We start from the raw sequence: 21228 nt of genomic DNA on the forward strand, positions 1-21228 counted from the left end.
CCTACGAGCAGAGGCCGCCGGCCGGGGCGGCCGGGAACCGAGGAGGACCATCGTGCGACCGCTCGTCGTCACCGAGTTCACGACGCTCGACGGGGTCGTGCAGGCCCCGGGTGGTCCCGACGAGGACACCTCCGGCGGCTTCCCGCACGGCGGCTGGCTGGTGCCCTTCTTCGACGACACCCTCGGGGCGCAGATGGACGCCTGGTTCGCCGGCGTCGAGGACTTCCTGCTCGGCCGTGGGACCTACGAGATCTTCGCCGCGGCCTGGCCCCAGGCGCCGACCGAGGACGACCCGGTCGCCGAGGCGCTGAACACCCGCACCAAGCACGTCGCCTCCCGCACGCTGACCGCGCTCGACTGGTCCGGCGCGCGGCTGCTGGAGGGGGACGTCGTCGACGCGGTGCGCGCACTCACGGCAGCCGACGGCGGGGAGCTGCAGGTGCACGGCTCGCCCGGCCTGGTGCAGACGCTGCTGCGCGCGGACCTGGTCGACGAGCTGCGCCTGGTCGTGGCGCCGGTGGTGCTCGGCGAGGGCAAGCGGCTGTTCGGCGACGGCGCGATCCCGCGGTCATGGCGGCTGACCGCGTCGGCGGCCACGCCGACCGGCGTGCTGCTGTGCACCTACCGCCGGGGCGGCGAGGTGGAGACCGGCGCGATGGGCGCCGAGTACGAGGACGCCGTCAGCGGCTGAGGGCGGGCTGCGCGGCGACCGCGGGCCGCGGCACCAGCGGGGCCAGCGCCTCGGGCGGGCCCGGCCGGCCGAAGTGCCAGCCCTGGCCGTGGTCGACGCCCAGCGACCGCAGCGCCGTGGCGTCCTCGGCGGTCTCCACGCCCTCGGCGACCACCCGGGCGCCGGAGCCGTGCGCGAAGGTGGTCAGCGAGCCGACCAGCGTGGCGAGCACCCGGTCGGTGGCCACCCCGGCGGCGATGCTGCGGTCGAGCTTGATGACGTCCGGGGCGGTCACCACGATGTGCCGCAGGCTCGAGAAGCCGGCACCGACGTCGTCGATCGCCAGCCGCAGCCCGGCCTTACGGAACGGGGCCAGGGCGGCGGACAGGCGGTCGTAGTCCTCCACCGCGTCGTGCTCGGTGAGCTCCAGGACCACGCGGTCCAGCGGCAGCCGTCCCAGCAGCTCGGCGAACCCAGGGGTGAGCACGGTGGCGGGCGAGACATTCAGGGCGATGTAGCCGTCGACCCGGTCGAGGTGCTCGGCGGCGCGCGCCAGGGCCTGCAGCTCCAGGGCATGACCCATGCCGACGCTGTGCGCCTCCGCGAAGACGACGTCGGGAGTGAGCCCCCACTCGGCCGGGAAGCGGGACAGCGCCTCGGCACCGACGCGGCTGCCCGTCGCGAGGTCGACGATCGGCTGCAGCAGGACGACCGGGCCACCGTCGGCGACGACCGGGTCGAGGCGGCCCTCGATCTCGGTCCGCCGCTGCCGGGCGCGGACCTCGGGCTCGATGATCACCGCGGCCGCGGAGGCCAGCACCTCCACCAGCGCCAGGTCGCGCTTGCCGAGCTCCTTGTCCGAGCGGAAGCCGAAGGCGCAGAAGGTGCCGTAGAGGCTGCCGTCGGACAGGTGCACGGGTGTGGAGACGTAGCTGCGGATGCGCGGGATGCGCGCCGAGGGCAGCGCCATCGCCGCGGGGAACCGCTTCACGTCGGGGATGACCGCGGGCAGCCTGCCGTCGAGGATCGCCTGGCAGAACGAGCTGTCCTGGCGCACCTTCGCGCCCTCCTGGACCAGTACCGGCACCGAGGTCTCGACGACCTCCAGGTGCTGGGTGGTGCCGTCCATGCGGCTGAGGAAGGCGACGCTCAGGTCCAGCGACTCCTTCGCAGTCACCAGCAGGTCGGCGATCTGCTGGTCGGCGGCCGAGCGCTTCCTGCGCATGAGCTGCCTCCTCTCCCTGTCCCTCTCCCGTCCTGATCGACCGGTGCGCGACGGAGCTGTAGCGGCGTCGGGCCGGGTCATCCCTGTGGGGGAGGGACCCGGCGGGAAGGACGGCGGGACGCCGGTGGTTGCGCAGGACAACACCAGCTGAGAGGTCCTGAGAGCACATGAGCATCCCGTTGTCCGTCCTCGACCTGGCGCCGATCTCGAAGGGCCAAACGCCGGGCGAGAGCATCGCGGCCAGCGTCGCGCTGGCCCAGCGCGCGGAGCAGTCCGGCTACCGCCGCGTCTGGTACGCCGAGCACCACAACATGCCGACGATCGCCTCGTCGGCGACCAGCGTGCTGATCGCGCACGTCGGCGCGCACACGTCGTCGATCCGCCTCGGCGCCGGCGGCGTCATGCTGCCCAACCACTCCCCGCTGACCATCGCCGAGCAGTTCGGCACCCTCGAGGCGGTGCACCCGGGCCGGATCGACCTGGGGCTGGGCCGGGCGCCGGGCTCGGACCAGAACACGATGTACGCGCTGCGCCGCGACCCGCGCTCGGCCGACCGCTTCCCGCAGGACGTGCTCGAGTTGCAGGGCTACCTGGCCGGCGAGACCCGGGTGCCCGGCGTCGACGCCGTCCCCGGGAAGGGCACGAACGTCCCGCTGTACATCCTGGGCTCGTCGATGTTCGGCGCGACGCTGGCCGCCGCGCTGGGCCTGCCGTACGCGTTCGCCTCGCACTTCGCGCCGGCGATGCTGCAGCCCGCGGTGGAGGCCTACCGGCGGGAGTTCCAGCCGTCGGCCCAGCTCGACCGGCCGTACGTGATCGCCGGGGTCAACGCGGTGGCGGCCGACACCCGTGAGGACGCGGAGGCGGCGTTCACCGCGGCCCGGCGGCGGCTCGCCGTCGGCCTGTTCGGCCGCGGCCGGCAGCTCTCGGACGACGAGGCGCAGCTGCTGCTCGACGGCGGCGCCGGGCTGCACGTCGACACCATGCTGACGCACACCGCCGTCGGCACCCCGACCGAGGTGCGGGAGTACCTGACCGGCTTCGCGCGCGAGGCCGACGCCGACGAGCTGATCGTCGCCCACCAGTTCCCGGGGGTGGAGGGCCGGCTGCGCTCGGTCCAGCTGACCGCCGAGGCGATGCAGGCCGTTCCCGCCTGATCGGGTGCAGGCGGACGCACCCCCTGGGGCGGGGCTCCGGGGGGTGCGTCGTCCGCGCTCAGGTCGCCGTGGTGACGGCCAGGTGGTCGTCGGTGTAGTGGGGGACGGCCAGGACGCCCTGCAGGCCGAGCAGGTTGCCGAAGGGGTCGACGACGACCGCGGTGACGAACGGCCCGTGCGGCGTGATCGGCGTGTACTCCTGCGCACCCATCGACAGCAGACGGGTGAGGGTGCCCGCCACGTCGTCGACGCGCCAGTGCACGATCGCGCCGCCCGGCCCGGCCGGCCGGCCCGCCGGAGCCCGGCTGCTGTCCGCGAGGGCCAGCTCGCCCTGGTCGTCGCCGATGACGAACTTGGCGTAGATGACGCGGCCACCCGGCCCGGGCCGGGTGAACACGGGCGCGTGGCCCAGGAACTCGGTGTACCAGGTCGTGGCCGCGGCCACGTCGTCCACCAGGAAGATGAGCGTCGAGAACCCTCGCAGACTCATCGTCAGGCCTCCGGCTGCCAGTCGGGAGCCGTCCAGCGGTGGAACACCCGGGCCACCGAGTCGCGCGGGCTCTGCCACGTCTCCGGGCGGTACGGGCTGACGTAGGGCGCCAGGTCCGCCATGACCTTCGCGAAGGCCGGCCGCATCGACTCGTGGTTCTCCCGCACGGCCGCGGCCTTGACCCGGTCCTGCTCGAGGAGGTGCACGAACACGTCCTCCATCGAGTACAGCCAACGGCCGGTGACGCCGGTCTCCGTGGGCAGCCCACCCGCGTCGGACTCGGTGAACACCCGGGCGATGTCCTCCTCGCTGCCCGGCCGCATCCGCTGGACGATGACGGTCATCTCCCGGTCGGGGGAGACCTCGCCCTCGGGCACCCACGTGTAGAAGTGCTTCGCCACCGAGTGCGACGGGTTCTGCCAGTAGCTCGGGTACGGGGTCACGTACGGGGCGATGGCCTCGGCGATCGCCTGGAAGGCGGGCAGCCCCCGGCGCTGGCCGGAGACCTCCGGGTCCTCCTTGCGCTCGATGACGTGCAGGTACAGGCCCTCGTACGACAGCAGTGCCCGGCCGACGACGCCGAGGTCCTGCGGCCGGGTGGTCCGGTCGTAGTAGGCGAACACCGGCCCGACCTTGTCCTCGCTACCGGGGACCATCCGGCAGACGATGACGTTGCGGAACGGGCGCCAGGTGCCGGAGTACCACGTCGCGGGCGCCGAGGCGGTGTTCGAGAACTCCACGGTGTCGTTCGCCCAGGGCTGTTCCGTGGGGGTCGTCGAGGCGTCGGCCGCAGGGTCGGCCGAGGGAGTGGGCGAGGGCGTCGTCTGTGTCATCGGGTGCCTCCTGAGGTGGGAGTGGGGGTGAAGCGGAGCGGCAGTTCGAGCAGCCCGCGGAAGGCCGAGGCCGCCGGGAGCCACTGCAGCTCCTCGACGGGGACGTCGAGGCGCAGGTCGGGCAGGCGGACGAGGATCCGCCGCAGTGCGGTCGTGGCCTCCAGCCGGGCGAGGGCGGTGCCCAGGCAGTAGTGGACGCCGTGGCCGAAGGCCATGTGCTGGGTGTCGCCGCGGGTCAGGTCCAGCCCGTCCGGGTCGGCGACCAGGGCCGGGTCGTGGTTGGCCGAGCTGAGGACGACCGTGACGATCGACCCAGCCGGGATCGGCACGCCGCCGATCTCCAGGTCCTCGGTGGCGAACCGGAAGCTGGACACCGGCACCGACCCGTCGAAGCGCAGCAGCTCCTCCACGGCGTCGGGCACCAGGCCGGGGTCCGCCAGCAGCTTGGCCAGCTCCTCGGGGTGGGTCAGCAGCGCGACCACGGCGTTGCCGAGGAAGTCCGAGGTGGTCTGGTAGCCGGCGAACAGCAGCAGGAAGCAGGTGGACACCAGCTCCGCCTCCGACAGCCGCCCGTCCCCATCGCGGGCGGTGATCAGCGCGCTGACCAGGTCCTCGCCGGGCTCGCGCCGCTTGGCCGCCACCAGGCCGGTGAAGTAGGCGTGCAGCCGCTGCTGGGCCTCGCCGATCGCCGCCCGGTCCTCCTGGGGGCTGCGCCCGCCGGTGCCGACGGTCCGGATGACCTGGGTGCCGGCCAGGATCTCCTCGTGGTCGGCCTCGGGGATCCCGAGCAGGTCACCGATCACCGCCAGCGGCAGCCGGAGGGCGAAGTCGTCCACGAACTCGGTGCGCCCGCGCGGCGCCATCCGGTCCAGCAGGCCCTCGACGATCTCCTCCACCCGGGGGCGCATCGCCTCGATGCGCCGCGGGGTGAACGCCTGCGTCACCAGGCGCCGCAGCCGGCTGTGCTCCGGCGGGTCGGAGTTGAGCATGTTGGTGTTGATCTGCCGCGCCTTCTCGCCGAACACCGCCAGGTAGGTGTCCCCGGCGCGGTACAGGTCCTTGGACAGCCGCGGGTCCGACAGCGCCTGCCGGGCGTCGTCGTAGCGGGTGACCAGGAAGGAGTCGAAGCGCGGCGTCCGCACCTTGACCACCGGCCGCTCGGCGCGCAGCCGGGCGTACACCGGATAGGGGTCGGCGCGGAACTCCGGCGTGTAGATCTCCCCGCCGGGGACGACGTCGTCGCTCGTCCCGGAGCTCGCGGGTGCGGTCTGCGTCATGGGGTCTCCCTCGGGTGGGGGTGGTCGTGGTGGTGGGGTCCGGTCACTGCGCGAAGACCCCGGCCAGGTGGTCGAGGAGGGCGTCCTCGTCCAGGGGGCGGCTGCGGAAGCCGACGTGACCGTCGGGGCGGACCAGGTAGGCCGCCGTCCCCGCACCCGCGGTGCCGTAGGCGGCGGCGAAGGTGCCCTCGGCGTCGCGGACGACGGGCAGGTCGACGAGGAGCGGCACCCGGGCGTCGGGAGCGGCGAGGAGGTAGGCCCCCACCTCGCCGCGGGTCTGCTGCCGCACGGCGACGGCCAGCTTCTCCAGGTCCGACACCTGCTCCTCCGATGCGGTGGCGTCGGCGTGCAGCAGCAGCGTGGAGCGGGTGCCGCGGGTGAGGTCGAACAGCCGCAGCGGGTGGGCCACGCCGAAGCGCCGCAGACCCTGCACGTCCGGCGCCCGGTGCCCGGGTTCCGGCCCGGCGGGGAAACCGCCGGGAGCCGTCTCGCCGACCAGCGGGCTTCCGGCGTAGTTCATGGTCATCTGCATCTCGAGCAGGAACTGGGCCTTCTCGTCCGCCATGTCCATCTCGTCGGTGAACGCGATGGCCACGGCCCGGTCCACGATCATCTTCCCGGCGGGACGGCGCTCGGCGTCGTAGCTGTCCAGCAGTCCGGCCGCGGCCTCCCCCCGGACGGCGAGGGCGAGCTTCCAGCCGAGGTTCCAGGCGTCCTGGATGCCGGTGTTCATCCCCTGCCCCCCGGCCGGCGGGTGCAGGTGCGCGGCGTCGCCGGCGACGAAGACTCGCCCCTCGCGGTAGCGGTCGACGATGCCGTGCTTGATCCGGAAGATCGACGACCAGCGCAGGTTGCTCGCCGTCGTCCCGGGCGGACCCAGGTCGTCGATCGCGGCCTGCATGTCGGCCAGGGTCGGCGGCTCGTACTCCTGCCAGAACCCGGCCGGGACGACGCCGGAGCCGACCGCCTCCTGCCACCGCTGCGGGGCCAGGGTCGCGATCCGGTAGCGGTTGCGGCCCTTGAGCGGCACGCAGACGAGCATCCCGGTGAAGTCGTCGCCGTTCTCGATGCGCACGAAGCGCACCAGGTGCCCGGCCGGCAGGTCCCAGTCGACGTCGACGTCCCCGAGCATGAACAGCTGCGGGAACATCGACAGCCCGCCCTCGAAGTGGAGCCCCAGCCCGGACCGGACGGCGCTGTGCGCCCCGTCGCAGCCGACCAGGTACTGCGCCCGGGTGGTCTCCTCCTCGCCGGAGGCGTGCCGCAGCTGCGCGGTGACGCCGTCGTCGTCCTGGGTGAAGCCGACCAGTTCGACCCCGCGCTCGACGACCACGCCCAGGGAGGCGAGCTTGGCGCCGAGGATGCGCTCGGTGTCGTACTGTGGCAGGCCGAGGTGGGCGTAGGGCAGCTCGTCGAGGCCGGCCCAGTCGACCTGGTGGGTCTGCTCGCCGTTGACGAACACCGTCTGGCCGTACAGCCAGATCCCGGCGTCCATCGCCTCGGTGACGATGCCCTGGTCCTCCCAGATCTCCATCGTCCGGCAGTGGATGCCGATCGCCTTGTCCGCCTGGGTGGACGCCTGGGGTCGCTTGTCCACGACGCGGACGGCGATGCCGCGGCGGGCCAGCTCGATCGCGTGGGTCAGGCCGGCCGGGCCGGCGCCGACGACGAGCACCTCGACCGCCCGCCCGGGCCGCGCGACGACGTCCGCTGCCGGGGCCGGCAGCGCCGCCGCGGCGGGGGCGTGCTCGTCGTCCGGCTTCTCGACGAACTCCTGCACGCTGGCGCTGGGCACCGTGCTGGGAGGGGCCGGCTCCAGGTCGACGGACCGTTCCCCGGGCAGCCGGAACGGCTCTCCGGCCACCACCTCCAGGTCCGGCTCCGGCGCCACGGGCACGCCGTCGGGGACGACGGCGTCGACGGCCGACGGCTGCTCCGCGGGCAGCGCCCCGGCCGCGGCGGCCTCCGCCGGCGGCACGGGTCGCACGCGCAGCGCGAAGACCCTGCGGTCCTCGCCCCTCGCCAGCCACCGGCCGAGCGGGCCGGCGGCCCAGTTCGCCGGCTCCGCCGTCCAGTCGGTGAAGTGCTGCTCGGAGTCCCACTCGGCGACGACGTGGTAGCGCCGCCCGTCGGGCTCGCGCAGCAGCTCCTCGCGGGCGTGGCCGGGGGCGCTGCGGGCGAGCTGCGCGGCGGCGAGGTAGGCGAGCTCGAAGGCCTCCTGCTCCCAGGGCTCGACGGCGACAGCGGAGTCGACGCGCACCCGCTCCACCTCGACGTCCCCGCCGGGCGAGTCCAGCGGCGGGAAGTCGGTGTCCGCGTCGGGCCGCCGGCGGATCTCCAGCACCTCCCGCCGGAACTCCACCGAGTGCCACCGGGCCAGCGGGGCGCCGGCGGCCATGTGGGAGGGGTCCTCGACCCACTGCACGAAGTCGTCCTCGGACTCCCACTCCGCGAAGATGTGGTAGCGCAGGCCGGCGGCGTCCCGCAGCAGCTCCTCGCGCACGTACCCGCGCGAGTCCCCGATCCGCTCGGTGACCGTCGTGTACGCGCGCTCGAAGGCCGCCTGCTCACCCGGCTTGACGCTGGTGGAGAAGTCGATGCGCACCGGCCGGGGCCGCTCGGCGTCCACCGTCGCCAGCACGGTGAACGTCGAGCGGGTGGCGTCCTCGCGCAGGTCGCGCAGTGCCTCGGTGAGCGTCTCCCGGGCCTCGCTGCGCCCGAAGGCGTCCACCGACGCGCGGTCGGTCCAGTCGCTGACGATGGCGAACCAGCGCGGATCGCCCTCGTCGCGCATCAGCTCCTGGCGCAGGTTTCCCGGCACCCGGCTGATGTCCGCGGCGGCCCGGCGCCAGGCGGCCTCGAACTCCGCCTCGCAGCCCTCCCGCGCGCGCATCCGCAGGAGGGTCCGCACCGCCGCCCGGCCGCCGGTCCCCGGCGCCGCCGTCATGCGGTCCCCTGCGCGCCCGGGACGGTGGCCAGCACCTCGTAGGTGTTGCGGGCCGCGTCCTCGCGGAGGTCGCGCAACGCCTCGGTGAGCGTCTCCCGGGCCTCGCTGCGCCCGAACTCGTCGACCGCGGCCCGGTCGGTCCAGTCACTGGTGATGAGGAAGGTGCGGGGGTCGTCGGCGTCGCGGATCAGCTCCTGGCGCAGGTTGCCCGGCACCCGGCTGATCTCGGCGGCGGCCCGGCGCCAGGCGGCCTCGAACTCCGCCTCGCAGCCCTCCCGGGTGCGCATCCGCAGCACGGTGCGCACCCCCGTCGGCGGGGCGGTCGTCATCCCGACTCCTCCTCCCGGTACCGGCGCAGGACGAGGGCGCTGTTGAAGCCCCCGAAGCCCCGGGCGAGGACGACGACGACGTCGAGGTCGCGCTCCCGGTTCTCGACCACCAGGTCCAGCCCGTACTCCGCCACCGGCCGGTCGACGTTGCCGGTGGCCGGCACCACCCCGTCGCGCATGGCGAGCAGGGCGGTCGCCACGTTGAGCGCCGACCCGCCGGCCATGAGCCGCCCGGTCCAGCTCGACGGCGCCGTCACCGGCACGCCGCGCTCGCCGAACACCGCGGTGATCGCCTGCGCCTCCAGCACGTCGAGCTCGGGGACGCCGGCGCCGTCGGCGACCACCATGCCCACCTCCTCCGGCGCCACGCCGGCGTCGGCCAGCGCGAGCCGGATGGCGCGCGTGTACTGGGTCGCGTCGGGAGCCGGGTCCTCGTGGTGGTGGGCGTCGTGGGTGGCGCCGTAGCCGACCACCTCGCCCCACACGCGCCGGGCACCACGGGCCCGTGCGGCGTCGGCCTCCTCGAGCAGCAGGATCGCGCCGCCCTCGCCGATGGCCTGGCCGTTGGCCCGCTCGTCGAAGGGCTTGTAGGCGTCCTCGGGGCGCGGGGCGGTGGACAGCCGACCGCTGGTGACCTGGCACAGCAGCGCGTACGGCGTCACGCCGGCCTCGGTGCCGCCCACCAGCACGGCCGGGGTGCCGCGGCGCGCCACCCGCCGCGCCCAGCCGATGCTGTCCAGCCCGCCGGCGCCCTCGCTGACGACCACGCCGGAGGGGCCCTTGTAGCCGTCGCGGATGGACACCTGGCCGGTGCTGGCCGCGTAGAACCAGGCGATGGACTGGTAGGCGCCCACCGACCGGGGGCCCTTGGCCCACAGCCCCTGGATCTCGTGCTGGCTGAACTCGTTGCCGCCGGAGCCGGCGGCCAGGAACACCGAGGTGGCGTAGGCCTCCTCCGGCGGGATGTAGCCGGCGTCCTCGGCGGCCAGCGTCGCCGCGGCCAGCGACATCCACGACCACCGGTCGGTCTGCACCTTGAGCTGCGGCACGACGTACTGCTCGGGGTCGAAGTCGCGCACCTGCCCGGCGACGGTCACCCCGTACCGCGAGGCGTCGAACCCCTCGATGGGGCGCACCGCCAGCTCCCCGCGGAGCAGCGACTGCCAGTGCTGCTCGACGCCGACGCCGGTGGGGGCGACGATGCCGAGGCCGGTGACCAGCAGCCGGGTGGTCCCGCGCGGGGGTGCGGTGATGGCCCGGCCCTCGGGGGCGGTGTCCCGGGCGTAGCCGGCCACCTCGGTGACCACGCCCTCGTCGTTGATCACGGTCACGTCGGTCATGCGGGCCTCCGATCGGGCTTGGCCAGCACGATGGCCGACTGGAAACCGCCGAACCCGCTGCCCACCGAGACGGCGACGTCGACCTTGTGGTCGCGGGCGGTCTTGGGGACGTAGTCCAGGTCGCACTCGGGGTCGGGCACCTCGTAGTTGGCCGTCGGCGGGACGACCTGCCGCTGCACGGCGAGCGCGGTGGCGGCGATCTCGATCGAGCCGATGGCGCCCAGCGAGTGCCCCACCATCGACTTGAGCGAGCTCATCGGCACGCTGTAGGCGGCCTCGCCGAGGCTCAGCTTGACCGCGGCGGTCTCGTGCCGGTCGTTCTGCTTGGTCCCCGACCCGTGCGCGTTGACGTAGCCGACCTCGCTGCCGTCGATCCGCCCCTGGGCCAGTGCCTGGTCCAGGGCCTCGGACATCTCCACGCCGTCCGGACGCAGGCCGGTCATGTGGAAGGCGTTGCAGCGGTTGGCGTAGCCGGTGACCTCGCAGTAGATCTCCGCGCCCCGCCGCTGGGCGTGCTCCAGCTCCTCCAGGACCATCACCGCCGAGCCCTCACCCATGACGAAGCCGTCGCGGCGGGCGTCGAAGGGCTTGGAGGCGTGCTCCGGGTCGGCGTTGTTGCCCGTCGTCGCCCGGATGGTGTCGAAGCAGGCCATCGAGATCGGCGAAATCGGCGCGTCGCTGGCACCGGCGAGCACCACGTCGGCGTCGCCGTCCTCGATCAGCTGGCTGCCGTAGCCGACCGCGTCGATGCCCGACGTGCAGCCGGTGGACACGACCGTCCCCGGGCCCTGCGCCCGGAACCGCACGGCCACCTCGGTGGCCGCGCAGCTGGGCACCAGGGCCTGGTGGAGGAACCGCGAGGCGTAGCGGGGGTCGACCAGCCAGTGCTTGCCGGCGTCGCTGACCTGGACGTACTCGTCCTCCAGCCGGGTCGTGGCCCCGACGGCGCTGCCGATGGTGACCCCGACCCGCTCCGGCTCCGGTGCGTCCGGGGCGCCGCCGACCCCCATGCGCAGCCCGCTGTCGGCGACCGCCTCGTCCGCCGCCACCATCGCGAACTGGACGAAGCGGTCGTTGCGGTGCACCTCCTGGGCGGTGAGGCCCAGCTTCCGGCCGTCGAAGTCCACCTCGGCGGCCACCTGCGACCGGAAGCGGCTCGGGTCGAAGAAGGTGATCCGGCGGGTCGCCGTCCGGCCGGCGGTGATCATGTCCCAGAAGCCCTCGCGGCCCATGGACCCGGGTGCGACCACGCCGATCCCGGTGATGACGACCCGCCGTCGAGTGGCGCTCACCGCACGCCCGGCGACGGCTCGGTGTCGACGTGGCCCAGCTCCGGCCGCGGCGCCAGCGGGCCGCAGAGGAAGACGAAGGTCGCCGTCGTCGCGGAGTCGTTGACGATGCGGTGCCGCACCCCGATCGGGATGTGGACGGCGGACTCGCCGGTCAGCCGCCGCTCCTCGCCGTCCAGGGTCACCAGGACGTCCCCGCTCTGGCAGTAGAGGAACTCCTCCGAGTACGGGTGCCAGTGCTCGGTGACGACCTCGCCGGGCTCGAGGGTGAGGGTGCCCATGAAGCCGGCGGTCGAGCCGACGCTGGCCGGCGACAGCAGGACGCGGATGTCGCCGCCGCGCCGCCGGTTGGGGGGCGTGTCGGCGCGGTGGACGGTGGGTCCGCAGCGCACCTTGGCCGACGGGGGGTGCTGGATGGTGGTCATGTCTCTCCTCCGGTGTGGACGGGCACCGCGGGAGCGGGCTCCGGGGGTGTGGTCGGGAGCGGGGTCCCGGGCCCGGCGGCGAGGTGCACCGGGAGGTCGGGGTGGACCTGGCGGACGAGGGGCCCCAGGACCGGGACGGCGGCCACCTCGACGACCTCGGTCGCCCCCGCCTCGACCAGCGCGCGGGAGGTGGCCTCCCACTGCACGGGCGAGGTGAGGTGGGCGCGCAGGCAGCGGGCGAGCTGCTCGGGGTCGCGGGTCGGCCGGCCGTCGGCGTTGGGGACGACGGGCACGTCGGGCTCGGACCACTCGAGGTCGGCGATGGCGGCGCCGAGGTGCCGGGCGACCGGCGCGACGAGCGGGCCGTGGCAGGCGGTGCGTCCGGGCAGCCGGACCAGGTCCAGCCCGGCGGCGAGCACGGCCTCCCGTGCCCGGGCCAGCGCCTCGCAGCCGCCCGCGAGCAGGACCTGGGACGGCCCGTCGACCGCCGCGATCGCCAGCGCCCCGGTGTTGCCGACGTCCTCGACGACCGCGCGGGCCACCTCGCCGGCGCCGGACCCGATGACGGCCGCCATGCCCGCGCAGGACGGGCGCGGCGACAGGGACAGCAGCTCGGCGCGCCAGTGGACCAGCTCCACGACCTGGTCCAGGGGGAGCGCGCCGGCGGCCACCAGGGCGGCGTACTCGCCGACTCCGTGCCCGGCCACGACGACCGGCCGCAGGCCGCGCGCGGCCAGGCTGCGGTACCCGGCGATCCCGCTGACCACGACCTCGACGTGGGCGGCCGTGGTGTCGCAGCAGAGGTTGAGCGGGTCGCGCCACCACGTGGCCACGTCGCGCCCCACCACCGCGGAGGCCTCGTCGACCACCGCGCGGGCCGCCGCGTCCTCGAGCCAGGCGTCGACCGCGCCGGCCCGGACGCCGGCCTCCCCGGCGAGGACGACGGCGGTGCCGGTCACGTCGCCGGCTCCCCGGACCGGGCGGCGGCCGCCGCCTCCACCTTGTCCTTGATGATCCCCATCTGGACCTTGCTGTTGGCGTCGATCCGCCGGGTCATCCCCTCGGTGTCGATGGGGGCCTCCGGGCGCATCCGGAAGTCCTGCACCCAGCGCATCCGGGTGCCGGACCCCTCCGGGGCGTAGTTCCACCGGATGTCCATGAACTCGAACGGGCCGGGCTCCACCCGTCGGGCGCGCACCTCGTGGGCCGCCTCGTCGAGCGTGCGCTCGGAGACCCAGCTCCAGACCCGCCCGCTCTCGTCCGGGTGCATCTTGAGCCGGAACCGGAACCAGTTCTCGGTCGAGACGAGGATCTCCACCTCGGCGTACTCGGTGAACAGGTCCGGCCACGTCGGCAGGTCGTTGGTCATCGCCCAGACGTGGTCGATCGGGGCGTCGATGTAGATCGAGTTGTCCGTGTGCCCGGCGGTGGCGGTGCCCGGCTCGACAGTGCTGCTCATGTCGGTCCCTCCTGGGGATGTGGCGGGGGCGTCCGGCCCCCTGCAGGGCCCCGCCGCGAGCTCGCGAGTGGTGGGGGCAGGGGGGCCTCTTACGAGTGGCGTGAGGACGGGGTCCTCTTCCTCCTTCAGGCCATCCCGGCCGAGCGCTGGGCGGCGTCGACGTGCTCGACGATCTGGCCGAGCGTGTAGTGGTCCGGGCTGTCGTCGGGCATCTCGGTGCCGAAGCGGTCCTGCAGCTCGGTCTGCATGGACAGGAAGGCCAGCGAGTCCAGGCCGATGTCGGCGAAGTGGGCGTCCGGGTCCGTCGTGTGCGACGTCCTGGGCAGCCCCGCCTTCTCGCTGAGCAGGTTCATGAGGTCGCTGAGAGTGAAGGTCGTGTCGGGCACGGTGTCGGTCCTTCCGGTGGGGTGGAGTCCGGCTGCGCCTCTGCAGCCGGGGTCTGGACGAGGGAGAGGGAGCCGCGGGCGGCCGGGAGGCCCGGTTCCGGGGCGTCGGCGAGCGACGCGGCACGGGCGAGCACCTCGGGCAGCTGCCGGTCGAGGAACTGGATGTCGTGGCGGTCGGCGGTGACGTCGGGGTCCCGCAGCAGGGCCCGGTGCAGCCCGACGGTGGTGTGCACGCCCGGGCCCTCGACCCGCAGCTCGGCCAGGGCGCGGTCCATCCGGCGGATGGCCTGCTCCCGGTCGGGGGCCCAGACGACGAGCTTGCCGAGCAGCGAGTCGTAGTCCGGGGGGACGGTGTCGCCCTGCCGGTAGCCGGTGTCGAACCGGGTCCACGGCCCGTCGGGCACCTGCAGCACGTCGAGCCGGCCGGGTGCCGGGGCGAAGCCCCGGGCGGGGTCCTCGGCGTTGATCCGGCACTCGATGGCCGCACCGCGGGGGACGACGTCGGCCTGGGTCAGCTGCAGGCGCCGGCCGGCGGAGACCAGGATCTGCTCGCGGACGAGGTCCACGCCGGTGAGCAGCTCGGTGACCGGGTGCTCGACCTGGATCCGGGCGTTCATCTCCATGAAGTAGGCCGCCCCGGACCCGTCGACCAGGAACTCCATCGTCCCGGCGCCGGTGTAGCCCACCGACAGCGCGCCGTGCACCGCCAGCCGGCCGAGCTCAGCGCGCTGCTCGGGGCTGAGGTGGCCGGCCGGACCCTCCTCGAGGAGCTTCTGGTGCCGCCGCTGCAGCGAGCAGTCGCGCTCGCCGAGGGAGACGCCGTTGCCGTGGGTGTCGCAGAGGACCTGCACCTCCACGTGCCGCGCCCGGGCGAGGTGGCGCTCGACGTAGACGGCGGGGTCGCGGAACACCGCACGGGCGGTGGCGCGGGTGGTGGTGAACGCCTCGGCCAGGTCCGCCGCCTCGCGGACGACGGTCATGCCCCGCCCGCCGCCGCCGGCCGCCGCCTTGATGATCAGCGGGTAGCCGATCCGCTCGGCGACCTCCCGGGCCTCGTCGACGCTGCCCACCGGTTCGACGACGCCCGGCAGCAGCGGCAGGCCGGCGTCGGCCATGAGCCGGCGCGCGGTGGCCTTGTTGCCCATCTGCTGCATCACCGCCGGCGGCGGGCCGACGAAGGTCAGCCCTTCCGCGGCGCAGATCTCGGCGAAGTCCGGGTCCTCGGACAGGAAGCCGTAGCCGGGGTGGACCGCGTCGGCGCCGGTGCGCAGGGCCGCCTCCACGATGTTGGCCACGTGCAGGTAGCTGCGCCGCGGGGCCGGCGGCCCGATGTGCACGGCCTCGTCCGCCAGGTCGACGACGGCGGAGTTGCGGTCGGAGGTCGAGTAGACGGCGACGACCTCGATGCCGAGCTCGCGGCAGGCACGGGCCACCCGGACGGCGATCTCGCCGCGGTTGGCGACGAGCATGCGGCCGATCACCGGGCGCGCCCCGTCGGCCGCAGCCGCATGAGGATCTGGTCGTACTCGACCGACTCGGCGTCGCCGACGAGGACCTCGGCGACCACCCCCGCCTCGTCGGCGAGGATCGGGTTCATCAGCTTCATCGCCTCGACGATCCCGACGGTCTGTCCCGGTTCGACCTCGTCGCCGACGCGGACGAAGGGGTCGGCCCCGGGCGACGGCGCCGCGTAGAAGGTGCCGACGAGAGGGGAGCGGACCGCCCCTGCCGCCTCGGCTGCCTCGGAGCGGTCGTCGGAGGCTGCCGGGGCGGCGGGCGCCGGGGTCACGGGCGCGGGAGAGCCGGTCGCCGGGGCGTCCGCGGCCCACTCGACCTCGATGGCGCGGTCGCCGTCGCGCACGGTCAGCCGGCGCAGCCCGCCGGGGAGGCTGCGGGCCAGCGCCACGACCTCGTCGCGCAGGTCCCGGGCCCCCTGGTCCGGCTCCGGTGGCGGCGTGGCGCTCATCCGCGGGGAGATCTCGCTGGGGTGCACGGTCATCCCTCCACCGGCTGCAGGGTCCGGCCGTCGTCCCCGCCGATGCGGTCGAGCCGCCGGGACCGGCTGTCCATCAGCGTCGCCACGTCGAGGCGGCAGACGTCGTCGAGCTCGCGGACCAGGGCCTGCCGCAGCAGGCGAGCGGCCGCGGCGGGGTCGGTGTGGGCGCCGCCCGGGGGCTCGGGCACCACCGAGGTGGCGATGCCCGACGCCCGCAGGTGGGCCGCGCCCAGCCGCATCGCGCGGGCGGCGGTCGGTGCGGCCACCGCCGTCCGCCAGAGGATCGCCGCGCACCCCTCGGGGCTGATGACCGACAGGTAGGCGTTCTCCAGCACCAGCAGCCGGTCGGAGGTGCACAGCGCCAGCGCGCCGCCGCTGCCGCCCTCCCCGGTGACCACGGAGACGACCGGGACCCGCAGCCGGCTGCTGCGCATGATCGTCTCGGCGATCGCGTGGGACTGCCCGCGCTCCTCGGCCTCGGGTCCCGGGTGGGCGCCGGGGGTGTCGACGAGGGTGACGACCGGGAACCCGAAGGTCTCGGCGTGGTCGAGCAGCCGCAGCGCCTTGCGGTAGCCCTCGGGGTGCGGCATCCCGAAGTTGCGGGCGACCCGCTCGCGGACCGTGTGCCCCTTCTCCTGGCCGATGACGACGACCGTGCGTCCGCCGATCGAGGCGACCCCGCCGACCACGGCGGCGTCGTCGGCGAAGGACCGGTCACCGTGCAGCTCGACGAAGTCGTCGAACGCCGTGTGCAGGTAGTCCAGGGTCGTCGGCCGGTCCACGTCCCGCGCCCGCTGGACGACGTCCCACGGGTCGGCCTCCTCCGCGTCGCTCGCGGCGACGCCGGTCCCACCGCCGTCGTCCGGCGCCTCGTCGGGGACGCCGGCCCCGTGCAGGGCGAGCAGCCGGACCAGCAGCGGCCGCAGGTCACCGCGGTTCTCGACCCGGTCGACCAGGCCGTGCGCGAGGAGGAACTCGGCGGTCTGGAAGTCGTCGGGCAGCTCGGCGCGGATGGTCTCCTGGACCACGCGCGGCCCGGCGAAGCCGACGTGCGCGCCCCGCTCGCCGACCAGCACCGATGCGAGGGTGGCGAAGGAGGCGGACACGCCCCCGTAGGTCGGGTCGGTGAGGACGCACACCGAGAGCAGGCCGGCCTCGCGGAGCCGGCCGAACGCCTGGCTGACGCGGGCCATCTGGAAGAGCGAGAAGACGCCCTCCTGCATGCGGGCCCCGCCGCTGGCGCAGACGGTCACCAGCGGCAGGCCGCGCTCGAGGGCCAGCTCCGCGGCACCGCTCACCCGCCGGCCGACCTCGACGCCCATGCTGCCGCCGAGGAAGGCGAAGTCCATGACCGCGACGACCGTCTCGGCACCGCCGATCCGGGCGATGCCGACCACGACGGCCTCCGACTCACCGGAGCGCCGTGCCGCGTCGGCCAGCCGGTCGGGGTAGTCGCGCAGGTCGGTGAAGGACAGCGGGTCGGGCGCGCCCGGCTGGAACGCCACCTCCGAGAAGCTGCCCGGGTCGGCGAGCAGGACGATCCGGGCCCGTGCGCTCAGCCGGAGGTGGTGGTCGCACTCCGGGCAGACGTGGAGGTTGCGGTCGAGTCGCTTGCGGTACAGCAGCCACCCGCAGTCGGGGCAGCACACCCATCCGGTCTGGTCGGGCGCGGCCTGCACGGCTGCGGCCGTGGTCGGCGAGGAACGTGTCATGACGGCCTCCCAGTCGCTCGGAGCGGTCTCACGCCGGGGCCGAGGTCCAGTGGTAGAAGCGGCGGGCCATCGCGTCCTGCGGTGAGCGCCAGTTGGGGTCGTAGGCCTCGATGTACGGCCGCAGGTCCTCGCTCACGGCGCGGAAGGCCGGCAGGCCCTGGGCGACGCGCATCGCCTCGGACGCCGGCCGGTCGAAGTCGATGAGGTGCACGTAGATGCCGTGGAACTGGTACAGCGAGCGGTTCCGCACGCCGATCTCGTGGGGCATCGAGGTGGCGTCGTAGCGGCCGAATATGTCGGCCACCTTGTCGGCGTCGGTCGGCGCCATCTTGGCGATGATCATCGTCTGGTGCACGGGGACTCCCAGCGTCGCTGCGGCCCGGGGGAGGGGCTCGGGGATGCGACGACGCTAGGTCGGCGTCGGGACCTACGGCATCGGCCACAGGTCCAGTTCAGGGGCACGTCCACGGGGGGCGGGTGGTGTGCCCCAGGCCCGTCCGGAGGTGCACGGACGCCGTCCGGAGGGTGCGCCGGACCCCTCCCTGGGGACCGTCCGCCTCCGACCTGGGGCGTGCGACCCCCTCGTGTGGGAGGGGCGGACCCCCGACCTGGGTATGAACTCGCCGGTGGTTTCGCCCTCACCTCGCGTACAGGTGTGGCGACGGGTACCGGAGCGGCCTAACTTCCGGAACCGACCCGGCAGCGCCCGACCCAGGACGGGCAGGAGCGGAGCTGACACGCATGACCGGACCGGATGACGCCGTCCCCGACTCGGGTGGGTCGGGCGCCGGTCCGCCGGTCCGGGTGCTCATCTGCAACGACCACGAGGTCCTGCGCCACGGTCTGCGCACGGTGCTGCGCCGCATCCCGGGGCTCAGCGTCGTGGCCGAGGCCGACTGCGTCCGCGAGGCGCTGTCGCTGGCCGCCATGGTCCGGCCGGACGTCACCCTGGTGGGCTTGGACGGGCAGGGGCCGCTGCTGCAGGACCTGGTGCGGGAGCTGACCGGGATGGGCGTCCGGGTCGTGCTGCTCGGTGAGGCCGGTGCCGGCAGCGACCTGGTCGACGTCCTGCGGGCCGGGGCGCGCGGCTACGTGCACACGACCGCGAGCCCGCAGCGGCTGGTGGAGTGCGTGCGAGCGGTGGCCAACGGGGAGACCGTGCTCGACGCGAGCGTCACCGGGGAGCTGCTGCACCGCCTGGACGGCGCGCCGCGGACGGCGGGCGGGGACCGGGCGGCGGCCCACGGACCGCTGACCGCCCGGCAGCAGGCGGTGGCCGAGCTCGTGGCGGAGGGGCTGACCAACGCGGAGATCGCCGCCCGCCTGGAGGTCAGCAGGGCCACCGTCAAGGGCCACATCACGGTGGCGCTGCGCCGGCTCGGACTGCGGGACCGCACGCAGCTGGCGATCCACGTGCACCGCAGCGCGGGCCCGGACACGGGGTGGGGGCTCTCTCCGGCCCGGGGCTGAGGTCCGGAAGGTGCGCGAAGCTCCCCCGGGCGTTCCTGGGAAGACGCTGGGAATGGGCTGGACACAACCTGGAGGTGTAACGCTAGAGTCGCTACAGTCCGGAGGAGACGGACGCGTGTCGGAACTGTCGGCGGATCGGGCGGGAGCCTGATCGGGCTGCACACAGGGGGAACGGCATGGACCAGGACGGGGTTGGCACACGACCGGGATCAGCAGGTCTCCATCGACGCGGCCCCGCGGGGCTCGTCCCGAGACCCCGGAACGCCGGGCCGGCACCCGTCCGCCCGCGCGCGGTCCCCTCGCCGACCACCCTGGTGTGCGTGCTGCTCTGCGAGGACCGCGAGGTGTTCCGCATCGGGCTGCGGGTCGTGCTCGAGGCCGAGCCGGACATGGCGGTCGTGGCCGAGACGTCCCACCTCCCCGAGGCCCTCGAGGCCGCCGAGGGCGAGGGCACCGTGGTCGTCGTCGTCCGGCAGGGGCTGGTCGCCGGCGACGCACTGCCGCTGCTGCGCACCCTGTGCCGGCGGAACACGGCAGTGCTCGTGCTCGCCGAGCCGGAGACCGAGTCCGAACCCGAGCTCGTGGAGATCCTGCAGGCCGGCGTGCGGGGCTTCCTGCCGCGCCGGTCCGGGGCGCAGCGGCTCGTCGACGGCGTGCGGGCGCTGGCCCGGCACGAGGCGGCGCTCGACCCCGCGGCCACCAGCCACCTCGTGCGCCACCTGACGTCCGGGCCCCAGCCGCGGTCCGCTCCCGAGCCGCGGGCCCTCGACCGGCTGACCTACCGGCAGCGCGAGGTCGCCGATCTGGTGGCCCAGGGGCTCAGCAACGAGGAGATCGCCGGCCGGCTGTTCCTCAGCCTGGCGACGGTGAAGAGCCACCTGACCGCGTCGATGCGCCGCCTCGGCGTCCGCTCCCGGACCGAGCTGGCCATCCTGGTCACCCGGGAGAGCTCGTCGGTGGCCGGTCCGCAGCAGACCGCACTGTGAGCACCGTGACGGTGGCGGTCCGGAATGGGACACCCCCGTCACGGCGTCACAACCACCCGTGGACCTGTTCTCTCCTGTGACCCTGGGCGACCTCGAGCTCGCCAACCGCGTCGTCATGGCCCCGCTCACCCGCATGCGCTCCGGCGCCTCCGGCGTCCCCGGGGACCTCGTCGTCGAGCACTACCGGCAGCGCGCCGGCGTCGGCCTGATCATCACCGAGGGCACCTACCCGAACCACGAGGGCCAGGCCTTCGTCGGGCAGCCCGGCATCGTCACCGACGAGCAGGTCGAGGGCTGGCGCCGCGTGGCCGACGCCGTGCACGCCCGCGGCGGCAGGATCGTCCTGCAGGTCATGCACGGCGGCCGGGTGACCCACCCCGACGTCAACGGCGGCCGCCGCGTCGTGGCCCCGAGCGCGGTCGCGATCGACGGCGAGGGCCACACCGAGGAGGGCAAGCAGCCCTACCCGGTGCCGCAGGCGCTGACCGTCGACGAGGCCCGCCAGACCCTGCAGGACTTCGTCTCCGCGTCCCGGCGCGCCATCGAGGCCGGCCTGGACGGCGTGGAGATCCACGGCGCCAACGGCTACCTGCTGCACGAGTTCCTCTCCCCAGCGTCCAACCGGCGCGCCGACGAGTACGGCGGCACGCCGGAGAGCCGGGCGCGCTTCGTCGTCCAGGTGGTGACCGCGGTGGCCGCGGCCATCGGCGCCGGCAAGGTGGGCCTGCGGATCTCGCCCGAGCACAACATCCAGGACGCCTACGAGACCGACCGGGACGACGTCCGGGCCACCTACGGGGCGCTGGTCGACCAGCTGCGCCCACTGGGCCTGGCCTACCTGTCGGTGCTGCACTCCGAGCCGGCCGGGGAGCTGGTGCAGGAGCTGCGCGAGCGCTTCGGCGGGCCGCTGGTCGCCAACAGCGGCTTCGGCTCGGTCACCACGCGCGACGAGGCGGTGCGCCTCATCGAGGCCGCGCACGCCGACGCCGTCGCCGTGGGCCGCGCCGTGATCGCCAACCCCGACCTGGTCGAGCGCTGGCAGGGCGAGCACCCGGAGAACGAGCCGAAGTCGCACCTCTTCTACGCCCCGGGCGCCGAGGGGTACACCGACTACCCGACGCTCAAGGCCGGCTGAGGAAGGACCCCCTGCCCCCACCGCTCGCAGGCTCGCGGCGGGACCCTGCAGGGGGCCGGTGGGCTCGATCGCGCGGACGCCGAGTCCGGGCACGACTCGCCG

The 21228-nt window shown here is 74.4% G+C and carries 21 protein-coding genes; 5 read left to right on the forward strand and 16 right to left on the reverse strand.

What is annotated here, in order from left to right; translation table 11 throughout:
• Window positions 1–52 precede the first annotated feature (52 nt).
• Complete coding sequence (locus tag BMW27_RS17350) at window positions 53–691, forward strand: dihydrofolate reductase family protein (protein WP_091446263.1); 639 nt, start codon at window positions 53–55, stop codon at window positions 689–691.
• On the opposite strand, the gene BMW27_RS17355 is transcribed toward BMW27_RS17350, so the two are convergent.
• On the reverse strand, window positions 681–1895 hold the full coding sequence (locus BMW27_RS17355; protein WP_091446264.1) for a sensor domain-containing phosphodiesterase: 1215 nt from the start codon (window positions 1893–1895) through the stop codon (window positions 681–683). The two genes, BMW27_RS17350 and BMW27_RS17355, sit on opposite strands and share 11 nt — an antisense overlap.
• 167 nt (window positions 1896–2062) lie before the next feature.
• Here BMW27_RS17355 and BMW27_RS17360 point away from each other — a divergent pair, with 167 nt between their 5' ends.
• The gene (locus BMW27_RS17360) at window positions 2063–3052 is read left to right on the forward strand and encodes an LLM class flavin-dependent oxidoreductase (RefSeq protein ID WP_091446266.1); all 990 of its coding nucleotides are present in this window, start codon (window positions 2063–2065) and stop codon (window positions 3050–3052) included.
• Window positions 3053–3110: 58 nt separating this feature from the next.
• On the opposite strand, the gene BMW27_RS17365 is transcribed toward BMW27_RS17360, so the two are convergent.
• From BMW27_RS17365 to BMW27_RS17435, 15 genes are all read right to left on the reverse strand, one after another.
• Complete coding sequence (locus BMW27_RS17365; protein ID WP_091446268.1) at window positions 3111–3542, reverse strand: VOC family protein; 432 nt, start codon at window positions 3540–3542, stop codon at window positions 3111–3113.
• Between the two features lie 2 nt (window positions 3543–3544).
• The gene (locus BMW27_RS17370; RefSeq protein ID WP_091446269.1) at window positions 3545–4375 is read right to left on the reverse strand and encodes a TcmI family type II polyketide cyclase; all 831 of its coding nucleotides are present in this window, start codon (window positions 4373–4375) and stop codon (window positions 3545–3547) included.
• Entirely contained in the window at window positions 4372–5652 is a 1281-nt protein-coding gene (locus BMW27_RS17375; protein WP_091446271.1) for a cytochrome P450 family protein, read from the reverse strand. Before BMW27_RS17375 ends, BMW27_RS17370 begins: the two co-directional genes overlap by 4 nt.
• Before the next feature lie 43 nt (window positions 5653–5695).
• Window positions 5696–8599: an FAD-dependent monooxygenase gene (locus tag BMW27_RS17380; RefSeq protein WP_091446272.1), complete on the reverse strand. Its 2904-nt coding sequence runs from the start codon at window positions 8597–8599 to the stop codon at window positions 5696–5698.
• Window positions 8596–8928 carry a putative quinol monooxygenase gene (locus BMW27_RS17385; protein ID WP_091446275.1) on the reverse strand — a complete coding sequence of 111 codons (333 nt, stop codon included), beginning with the start codon at window positions 8926–8928 and terminating at the stop codon, window positions 8596–8598. Before BMW27_RS17385 ends, BMW27_RS17380 begins: the two co-directional genes overlap by 4 nt.
• The gene (locus BMW27_RS17390) at window positions 8925–10268 is read right to left on the reverse strand and encodes a beta-ketoacyl synthase N-terminal-like domain-containing protein (protein ID WP_091446277.1); all 1344 of its coding nucleotides are present in this window, start codon (window positions 10266–10268) and stop codon (window positions 8925–8927) included. Before BMW27_RS17390 ends, BMW27_RS17385 begins: the two co-directional genes overlap by 4 nt.
• Window positions 10265–11560 carry a beta-ketoacyl-[acyl-carrier-protein] synthase family protein gene (locus BMW27_RS17395; RefSeq protein ID WP_091446278.1) on the reverse strand — a complete coding sequence of 432 codons (1296 nt, stop codon included), beginning with the start codon at window positions 11558–11560 and terminating at the stop codon, window positions 10265–10267. The genes BMW27_RS17390 and BMW27_RS17395 overlap by 4 nt, the downstream gene beginning before the upstream one ends.
• Window positions 11557–11982: a cupin domain-containing protein gene (locus BMW27_RS17400; protein WP_012946394.1), complete on the reverse strand. Its 426-nt coding sequence runs from the start codon at window positions 11980–11982 to the stop codon at window positions 11557–11559. Before BMW27_RS17400 ends, BMW27_RS17395 begins: the two co-directional genes overlap by 4 nt.
• A complete protein-coding gene (locus BMW27_RS17405; protein ID WP_091446281.1) occupies window positions 11979–12941 on the reverse strand; it encodes an ACP S-malonyltransferase in 963 nt (320 codons plus the stop codon). Before BMW27_RS17405 ends, BMW27_RS17400 begins: the two co-directional genes overlap by 4 nt.
• Window positions 12938–13441 (reverse strand): SRPBCC family protein, encoded by a 504-nt coding sequence (locus BMW27_RS17410; RefSeq protein ID WP_091446283.1) that lies wholly within the window; start codon window positions 13439–13441, stop codon window positions 12938–12940. The genes BMW27_RS17405 and BMW27_RS17410 overlap by 4 nt, the downstream gene beginning before the upstream one ends.
• A gap of 125 nt (window positions 13442–13566) precedes the next feature.
• The gene (locus tag BMW27_RS17415) at window positions 13567–13827 is read right to left on the reverse strand and encodes an acyl carrier protein (RefSeq protein ID WP_139206926.1); all 261 of its coding nucleotides are present in this window, start codon (window positions 13825–13827) and stop codon (window positions 13567–13569) included.
• Window positions 13791–15308 carry an acetyl-CoA carboxylase biotin carboxylase subunit gene (locus BMW27_RS17420; protein ID WP_245743668.1) on the reverse strand — a complete coding sequence of 506 codons (1518 nt, stop codon included), beginning with the start codon at window positions 15306–15308 and terminating at the stop codon, window positions 13791–13793. The genes BMW27_RS17415 and BMW27_RS17420 overlap by 37 nt, the downstream gene beginning before the upstream one ends.
• On the reverse strand, window positions 15305–15826 hold the full coding sequence (accB, locus tag BMW27_RS17425) for an acetyl-CoA carboxylase biotin carboxyl carrier protein (RefSeq protein WP_245743670.1): 522 nt from the start codon (window positions 15824–15826) through the stop codon (window positions 15305–15307). The genes BMW27_RS17420 and accB overlap by 4 nt, the downstream gene beginning before the upstream one ends.
• Window positions 15823–17535 carry an acetyl-CoA carboxylase carboxyltransferase subunit alpha gene (locus BMW27_RS17430; RefSeq protein ID WP_091446286.1) on the reverse strand — a complete coding sequence of 571 codons (1713 nt, stop codon included), beginning with the start codon at window positions 17533–17535 and terminating at the stop codon, window positions 15823–15825. Before BMW27_RS17430 ends, accB begins: the two co-directional genes overlap by 4 nt.
• Window positions 17536–17563: 28 nt before the next feature.
• On the reverse strand, window positions 17564–17890 hold the full coding sequence (locus tag BMW27_RS17435) for a TcmI family type II polyketide cyclase (RefSeq protein WP_091446288.1): 327 nt from the start codon (window positions 17888–17890) through the stop codon (window positions 17564–17566).
• Between the two features lie 386 nt (window positions 17891–18276).
• Here BMW27_RS17435 and BMW27_RS17440 point away from each other — a divergent pair, with 386 nt between their 5' ends.
• The 3 genes from BMW27_RS17440 (at window position 18277) to BMW27_RS17450 (ending at window position 21126) form a co-directional block, all read left to right on the forward strand.
• The gene (locus BMW27_RS17440) at window positions 18277–19005 is read left to right on the forward strand and encodes a LuxR C-terminal-related transcriptional regulator (RefSeq protein WP_091446290.1); all 729 of its coding nucleotides are present in this window, start codon (window positions 18277–18279) and stop codon (window positions 19003–19005) included.
• 320 nt (window positions 19006–19325) lie between these two features.
• Window positions 19326–19991, forward strand: coding sequence for a LuxR C-terminal-related transcriptional regulator (locus tag BMW27_RS17445; RefSeq protein ID WP_245743672.1), 666 nt, complete (start codon window positions 19326–19328; stop codon window positions 19989–19991).
• A 58-nt stretch (window positions 19992–20049) separates the two neighbouring features.
• Complete coding sequence (locus tag BMW27_RS17450; protein WP_091446294.1) at window positions 20050–21126, forward strand: alkene reductase; 1077 nt, start codon at window positions 20050–20052, stop codon at window positions 21124–21126.
• Window positions 21127–21228 lie beyond the last annotated feature (102 nt).

The sequence above is a fragment of the Geodermatophilus poikilotrophus genome, assembly GCF_900111455.1.
Lineage (GTDB): Bacteria > Actinomycetota > Actinomycetes > Mycobacteriales > Geodermatophilaceae > Geodermatophilus > Geodermatophilus poikilotrophus.